The following is a 5,721-nucleotide window of genomic DNA, read 5'->3' on the forward strand; positions in this document are numbered from 1 at the left end:
TCCGGACTTGCCACTTTTTTCATGGAGAAGCATTCCAGACTTTGTAGTTACTTCTTCAACCGGTACGCTCCATGCTTTTGCAGCCGCTTCCTTTAACATATGGCGTGCGGCGGACCCTGCCTCGCGAAGAGGTTTCCAATACATCCTTACTGAGTTACTTCCGCCGGTGAATTGGGGGCCAAGTTTAACACTATCGTGTGGCCCCATCTCTACTATGATATTTTTCCAATCGGCATCAAGCTCTTCCGCAATGATCATCGGCAGGGAGGTCATCACGTTCTGTCCAAATTCCGGATTTGGGTTTATTATCTTGATTAAGTTGTCCGGAGTGATCTTTATGTAGCCGGTGATCTCATGCCAACTTTCGGCGAGTTTCGGGTCAGCCATAATTTCTCCAGGCTTGAAAGCCGATAGCCAGGTAAAGCTCATCATCAGTCCGCCTCCGGCAAGTACTGAGGATTTGAGGAATGATCGCCTGCTAAGGGAAGTTTTTTGATCCATAGTAATGCTATTTAAAACTTGCTCTACATTAAAACTTAAAAATAACGATTAATTCCGGTCTATCCGGTATAATCTACCCGCGTCAGTTATCGCATATAAAGCGTTATCAGTTCCTTGGGTTATGTCCCTGAATCGCTGGCCCTCGGTAGCTAAAAGCCTTTCCTCGCCTACCACCCTATCATTTTCAATAACAAGCCGAATAATATGCATTCCGCTTAGAGAACCAATAAAAAGATTGTTTTGCCATTCAGCAATCCGGTTACCACTATAAAACGTCATGCCACTTGGAGATACCACGGGATCCCAATAGTAAATGGGCTGTTCCAATCCGCTTTGTTGCTGAATTCCTGTCAGAACACGTTGTCCGCTGTATTCCAGGCCATATGTTATAGTTGGCCAGCCATAATTTTTACCACCTTGCGGCTGATTAACTTCATCTCCGCCTCGAGGTCCATGCTCGCTTTGCCAGATATTGCCCGTTACCGGGTGGATAGCTAAACCCTGAGGATTGCGATGCCCCATAGAATAAAGCTCTGGCAATGCTCCTGACTGACTGAATACCGGATTTCCGGGAGCCGGTTGTCCGTTTGTTGTAATGCGAATGATCTTGCCGAGACTGCTGGTTACCGATTGAGCCAGTACACGCGATGAATTGTCCGCCCGCTCGCCGCTGCTGACAATGAGATTTCCTGTGCGGTCGAAAACGACCCGGCCACCATAATGTGCATTGCCGTTAGTGGGAGTATTGGAGCGATAAATAACAGTTACGTTTTCTAGAGATGTTTCATTGCTTGCCAAACGGCCTTTTGCGACCGATGTTACAGTCCCTCCCGAGATTGCCTCGGAAAACACCCAGTATATCATACGGTTGGTGGCAAATGCGGGATCAATGGTTAATCCCAACAAACCACCCTGGCCTGATGAATTTACGGCCGGGATTCCAGTTATTACACTACTGACTACACCGGCGGTCGTTACTATCCGCATACCCCCCGTCCTTTGTGTAATTAGCAATCGCCCGTCGGGAAGAGTTGTTATACCCCAGGGAGCGGTCAATGAAGAAGTTATTGCATTCGCGATTATTGTGGTAGTTGTCTTGACACCTTTTATCCGGGTTTGTCCGACAAATGCTGATGTGTATGTTGCATTAGGTGCAAGTGTTTCTACCGATGCTTCTCCTGGAACAGGATCCGGTTTGACTTCTGGCTGCGTCTTAGATTTCGAGCATCCTGACAGAACTATTATTCCGGCGGCAGCTGCGACAAGTAACATGGATCTCATATAAAGTCAGTTAAGGGTTACGGCAAAAATCATACACTTGAGTGCAGGATTTTTCCTTCTTTATAAATGTAGGGTTAAAGCTCCAGTCAGTTTGTATACATATTACGGTATCGGCTACCAAAATTACTGGTGGTCAAGTCTTTCGCCCAATGGAATTAAGTTAAAGAATTGGAGGTCCTGGCTTCCGCCAGAATGACGTTTTATTGCTTTTGAAATGAGAAGATCCTGACTTTAGTCAGGATTGATTGAGAATAATCGCTTATTAAATGCTTAACTTAATGACATTTGGCTTTCGCCGGGATGACAGGTATGGTTTTTTATTGAGCAACGCATCCACTAATTCAAAGATCTGTACTCATTGGGCGTCTGACCTACTTTTTGCTTAAAGAATCTTGAGAAGTGCTGAGGGTATTTGAAGCCCAACTCATATGCGATTTCACTTACAGTTTTATCGGATTTGAATATCTTATTCTTAGCGACTTCTATAACCTTATTCTGGATGAACTCCTGGGCGGATTTACCAGTTTCTTTTTTAATGAGGTCACCAAAGTAGTTAGTGGATAAATGCATCTGGTCCGCACAGTAAGCTACAGACGGCAAACCGATAGAATAAGGCTTCTCCGACACAAAAAATCCATTTAATAATTCTTCAAATCTCTCCAGAATACCTTTGTTTACGTCGTCCCGGGTGATAAACTGCCGATCATAGAAACGGTCGCAATAGTTGAGCATCAACTCGATGTTAGATGCTATTAATTTCTTGCTGTGTTTGTCTATCGACTGCTGAAGCTCTGAATTAATCTTCGCGAACAGATCCAGAACAAGCTGACGTTCCTTACCAGATAAGTGTAAAGCCTCGCTCGTATTATAACTGAAGAAATTATACTCACTGATGCTTTTTGCAAGTGAAGTCCCGCGGATAAGGTCGGGATGAAAAATTAAACCATGCCCCATAGGCTGGTAGTAATCAACCTTATTTTCTACATCGATAGTTTGACCGGGTGAGATGAAAACAAGAGTCCCTTCCTGGTAATCGTAGTTTTGACGCCCGTATTTCAGATCACCGCATTTAACATCCTTCAAAAAGATGCAGTAAAGTTCGAAGTTCATCTTCGATCCGGTTCTTTCTTTTGCTTTTGAAAAATCAATTACACTGACGAGCGGATGAAATGTTTCGTGGTTATTGAATGCATTGTATTCGCTGATAGTCTGAAAATTAAACTCTTGTTGCATATTATCTCTGATTATTGACACAAACTTAATCAATATCAAGGTGAGGTAATTACTCTGATTCTGATAACAGTAATATTGGTAGCAGAAACAGTAATCTGTCTACTATAACGGCATTCACGGGGCCGGATCTTTGTTCTTAATACTTGATCGATCTCTTTCGAAACATATCGGTTATGGCATAGAAGCACAGTGATATTGGTAGACATATCCGTAATGTGTATAATAATTATTAAACGAATGCGTGGACCTTTGTATTAATTAATTACAGACAGAAATTAAAGGAAGTATAAGATGGTAAATAACGTATTAAACATCGAGAAAGTAGTGTTAAATAATGGGGTTGAAATGCCTCTTTTAGGTTTTGGCGTATTCCAGGTAACAGATCAGGATGAGTGTGAGCGCAGCGTGCTGCATGCTATCCAGGCAGGCTATCGCTTAATCGATACGGCGGCCGTATATCAAAATGAACAGGCAGTTGGTAAAGCTATCAGAAGGAGTGGAATACCAAGGGAAGAATTATTCATTACCACTAAACTCTGGGTACAGGATGCTGGCTATGAAAGTGCGAAGAAAGCTTTTGAAAACTCCCTGCAAAGGCTGCAACTGGATTACCTCGACTTATATCTTATCCATCAGCCGTATGGTGACGTACATGGTGCATGGAGGGCAATGGAGGAATTATATAGCGAGGGCAGGATCAAGGCTATCGGGATCAGCAATTTCCAACCCGACAGGGTTATCGATCTGATAGTGCATAATAAAATAGTTCCAGCGGTAAACCAGATCGAAACGCATCCTTTCAACCAACAAATTGAGGCGCAGCAATTCTTACAGGATAATGGTGTGCAGATCGAATCATGGGGGCCATTCGCAGAAGGTAAAAACGATCTGTTCACCAATGAGGTGTTAATTTCTATCGGGTACAAATACAATAAGTCGGTTGCACAGGTAGTCTTGCGATGGCTCACCCAAAGAGGAGTTGTCGCTATTCCAAAATCAGTACGCAAGGAACGTATAGAAGAGAACTTTGACATTTTCGACTTCTATTTAACTGATGACGATATGAATGTGATTCAAAGTCTTGACCAAAAGACCTCGCTGTTCTTTGATCATCGCAACCCGGAAATGGTCAGGTTTCTCGGTACATCAAGAGTTGATATTTAAATCTTAAAGCATGGAAAAAAGGAAATTAGGAAAAACGGGGCTTGAAGTTTCAGCTTTCGGGCTCGGTTGTATGGGTCTCAGCTTTGGCTACGGACCGGCAACTGCGAAAAAAGAAGCGATTGAGTTAATTCATCGCGCTATTCAGCTTGGGATAACTTTCTTCGACACAGCTGAAGTATATGGCCCGTATACTAATGAAGAACTACTTGGCGAAGCCTTGGAGCCCTACCGGAAAGATGTGATTATAGCTACAAAATTCGGCTTTAAGGACGCGCAGACAAATCTGGGATTAGACAGCAGACCCAAAACGATCCGGGCAGTTGCCGAGGCTTCGCTGAAACGCCTGCGCACTGATCATATCGATCTTTTCTACCAGCATCGTGTTGACCCGAATGTGCCGATGGAAGATGTTGCCGGGACTGTCAAAGACTTAATTTCGGAAGGAAAAGTAAAGCACTTCGGACTGTCTGAAGCAGGTGTCGAATCCATTCGCAAAGCTCATGCTGAACAGCCAATAGCAGCCTTGCAAAGTGAATATTCGCTTTGGTGGCGGGAACCTGAAAAGGAGATACTTCCCGTCCTGGAGGAACTGGGTATTGGCTTTGTGCCTTTCAGCCCACTTGGAAAGGGCTTCCTTACTGGAAAGATCGATGAAACCACGTCTTTCGATAAAACAGATTTCCGGAACACGGTGCCACGGTTTTCTGAAGAGAATCGAAAAGCGAACTTAGAACTCGTAGATCTTCTGGCCAGCATAGCTACGAGTCTGGAAGCTACACCCGCACAAGTTGCACTTGCTTGGCTGTTGGCTCAAAAGCCCTGGATCGTTCCTATTCCGGGTACAACTAAAATACTTCGGTTGGATGAGAATATGGGTGCTGCCAGTATCAAGCTGTCTGAAAACCAGTTAACTGAGATCGAGTCTGCTATATCTATTATAGAAGTACAGGGCAGTCGCTATGGTGAACAAAGTCAGAAAATGGTAAGCAGATGATATAAACACACTTCAAATAAAATTGAAGCAATTTTTACGATCTATTATGAGCAATACAATAAATAAAAAGACAGGCCTGAACCGCAGGGATCTGCTTAAATCAGGTCTGGCCGTTGCTGGACTTGCCATGTTATCCAGTTCATGCAAAACACTGTCGGCAAGTACAGCCGGCTCCAATGGCGGACCGAATCAGTCTAATGAAGTCAAGGGTCGACGTAAGCTGGGCAACTTAGAAGTATCCAGCGTTGGTATAGGAGTTCAAAATATGAGCCGTAAGTATACCACCGAAGTTCCTTACCGGCCCGAAATGCACAACATTATCCGGACGGCTTTCGACCGTGGGGTCACCTTCTATGACGCTGCTGAAGCCTATGGCCCACATGAGGTTGAACGCATTCTTGGAGAGGGCGTGGCACCATTCCGCGACAAAGTAGTGATCTGCTCCAAGTTCGGCTGGAACATTAATCAACAAACCGGACAGAGGCTGCCAGGACTTAACAGTCGCCCTGAGCAAGTAAGGAATGTTGTCGAAGGCATGCTGAAGCGAC

At 44.2% G+C, this 5,721-nt stretch carries 6 protein-coding genes; 3 read left to right on the forward strand and 3 right to left on the reverse strand.

Annotated elements, in window-relative coordinates; all coding sequences use genetic code 11:
• The 3 genes from WBJ10_RS12610 to WBJ10_RS12620 form a co-directional block, all read right to left on the reverse strand.
• Nucleotides 1-501 (reverse strand): molybdopterin cofactor-binding domain-containing protein (locus tag WBJ10_RS12610; protein ID WP_424290824.1); only part of this gene is annotated, 501 nt, incomplete at its 3' end.
• A gap of 48 nt (nt 502-549) precedes the next feature.
• Nucleotides 550-1,782 carry a PQQ-dependent sugar dehydrogenase gene (locus tag WBJ10_RS12615; protein WP_424290826.1) on the reverse strand — a complete coding sequence of 411 codons (1,233 nt, stop codon included), beginning with the start codon at nt 1,780-1,782 and terminating at the stop codon, nt 550-552.
• Between the two features lie 336 nt (nt 1,783-2,118).
• The gene (locus WBJ10_RS12620) at nt 2,119-3,015 is read right to left on the reverse strand and encodes a helix-turn-helix domain-containing protein (protein WP_424290828.1); all 897 of its coding nucleotides are present in this window, start codon (nt 3,013-3,015) and stop codon (nt 2,119-2,121) included.
• Nucleotides 3,016-3,306: 291 nt separating this feature from the next.
• On the opposite strand from WBJ10_RS12620, the gene WBJ10_RS12625 reads away from it, so the two are divergent.
• The 3 genes from WBJ10_RS12625 to WBJ10_RS12635 form a co-directional block, all read left to right on the forward strand.
• Nucleotides 3,307-4,179, forward strand: coding sequence for an aldo/keto reductase (locus WBJ10_RS12625; RefSeq protein ID WP_424290830.1), 873 nt, complete (start codon nt 3,307-3,309; stop codon nt 4,177-4,179).
• Nucleotides 4,180-4,189: 10 nt separating this feature from the next.
• Nucleotides 4,190-5,173: an aldo/keto reductase gene (locus tag WBJ10_RS12630; RefSeq protein WP_424290832.1), complete on the forward strand. Its 984-nt coding sequence runs from the start codon at nt 4,190-4,192 to the stop codon at nt 5,171-5,173.
• Nucleotides 5,174-5,219: 46 nt separating this feature from the next.
• Nucleotides 5,220-5,721: aldo/keto reductase (locus WBJ10_RS12635; protein ID WP_424290834.1), on the forward strand; the 502-nt coding region annotated here is incomplete at its 3' end.

Source organism: Daejeonella sp. (assembly GCF_049655485.1).
In the GTDB taxonomy this organism is placed as follows: Bacteria; Bacteroidota; Bacteroidia; order Sphingobacteriales; family Sphingobacteriaceae; genus Daejeonella.

Coding starts and splice junctions, on each gene's coding strand:
- WBJ10_RS12630 (WP_424290832.1), top strand. CDS start 4,190: ATGGAAAAAAGGAAATTAGGAAAAACGGGGCTTGAAGTTTCAGCTTTC.
- WBJ10_RS12625 (WP_424290830.1), top strand. CDS start 3,307: ATGGTAAATAACGTATTAAACATCGAGAAAGTAGTGTTAAATAATGGG.
- WBJ10_RS12615 (WP_424290826.1), bottom strand. CDS start 1,782: ATGAGATCCATGTTACTTGTCGCAGCTGCCGCCGGAATAATAGTTCTG.
- WBJ10_RS12620 (WP_424290828.1), bottom strand. CDS start 3,015: ATGCAACAAGAGTTTAATTTTCAGACTATCAGCGAATACAATGCATTC.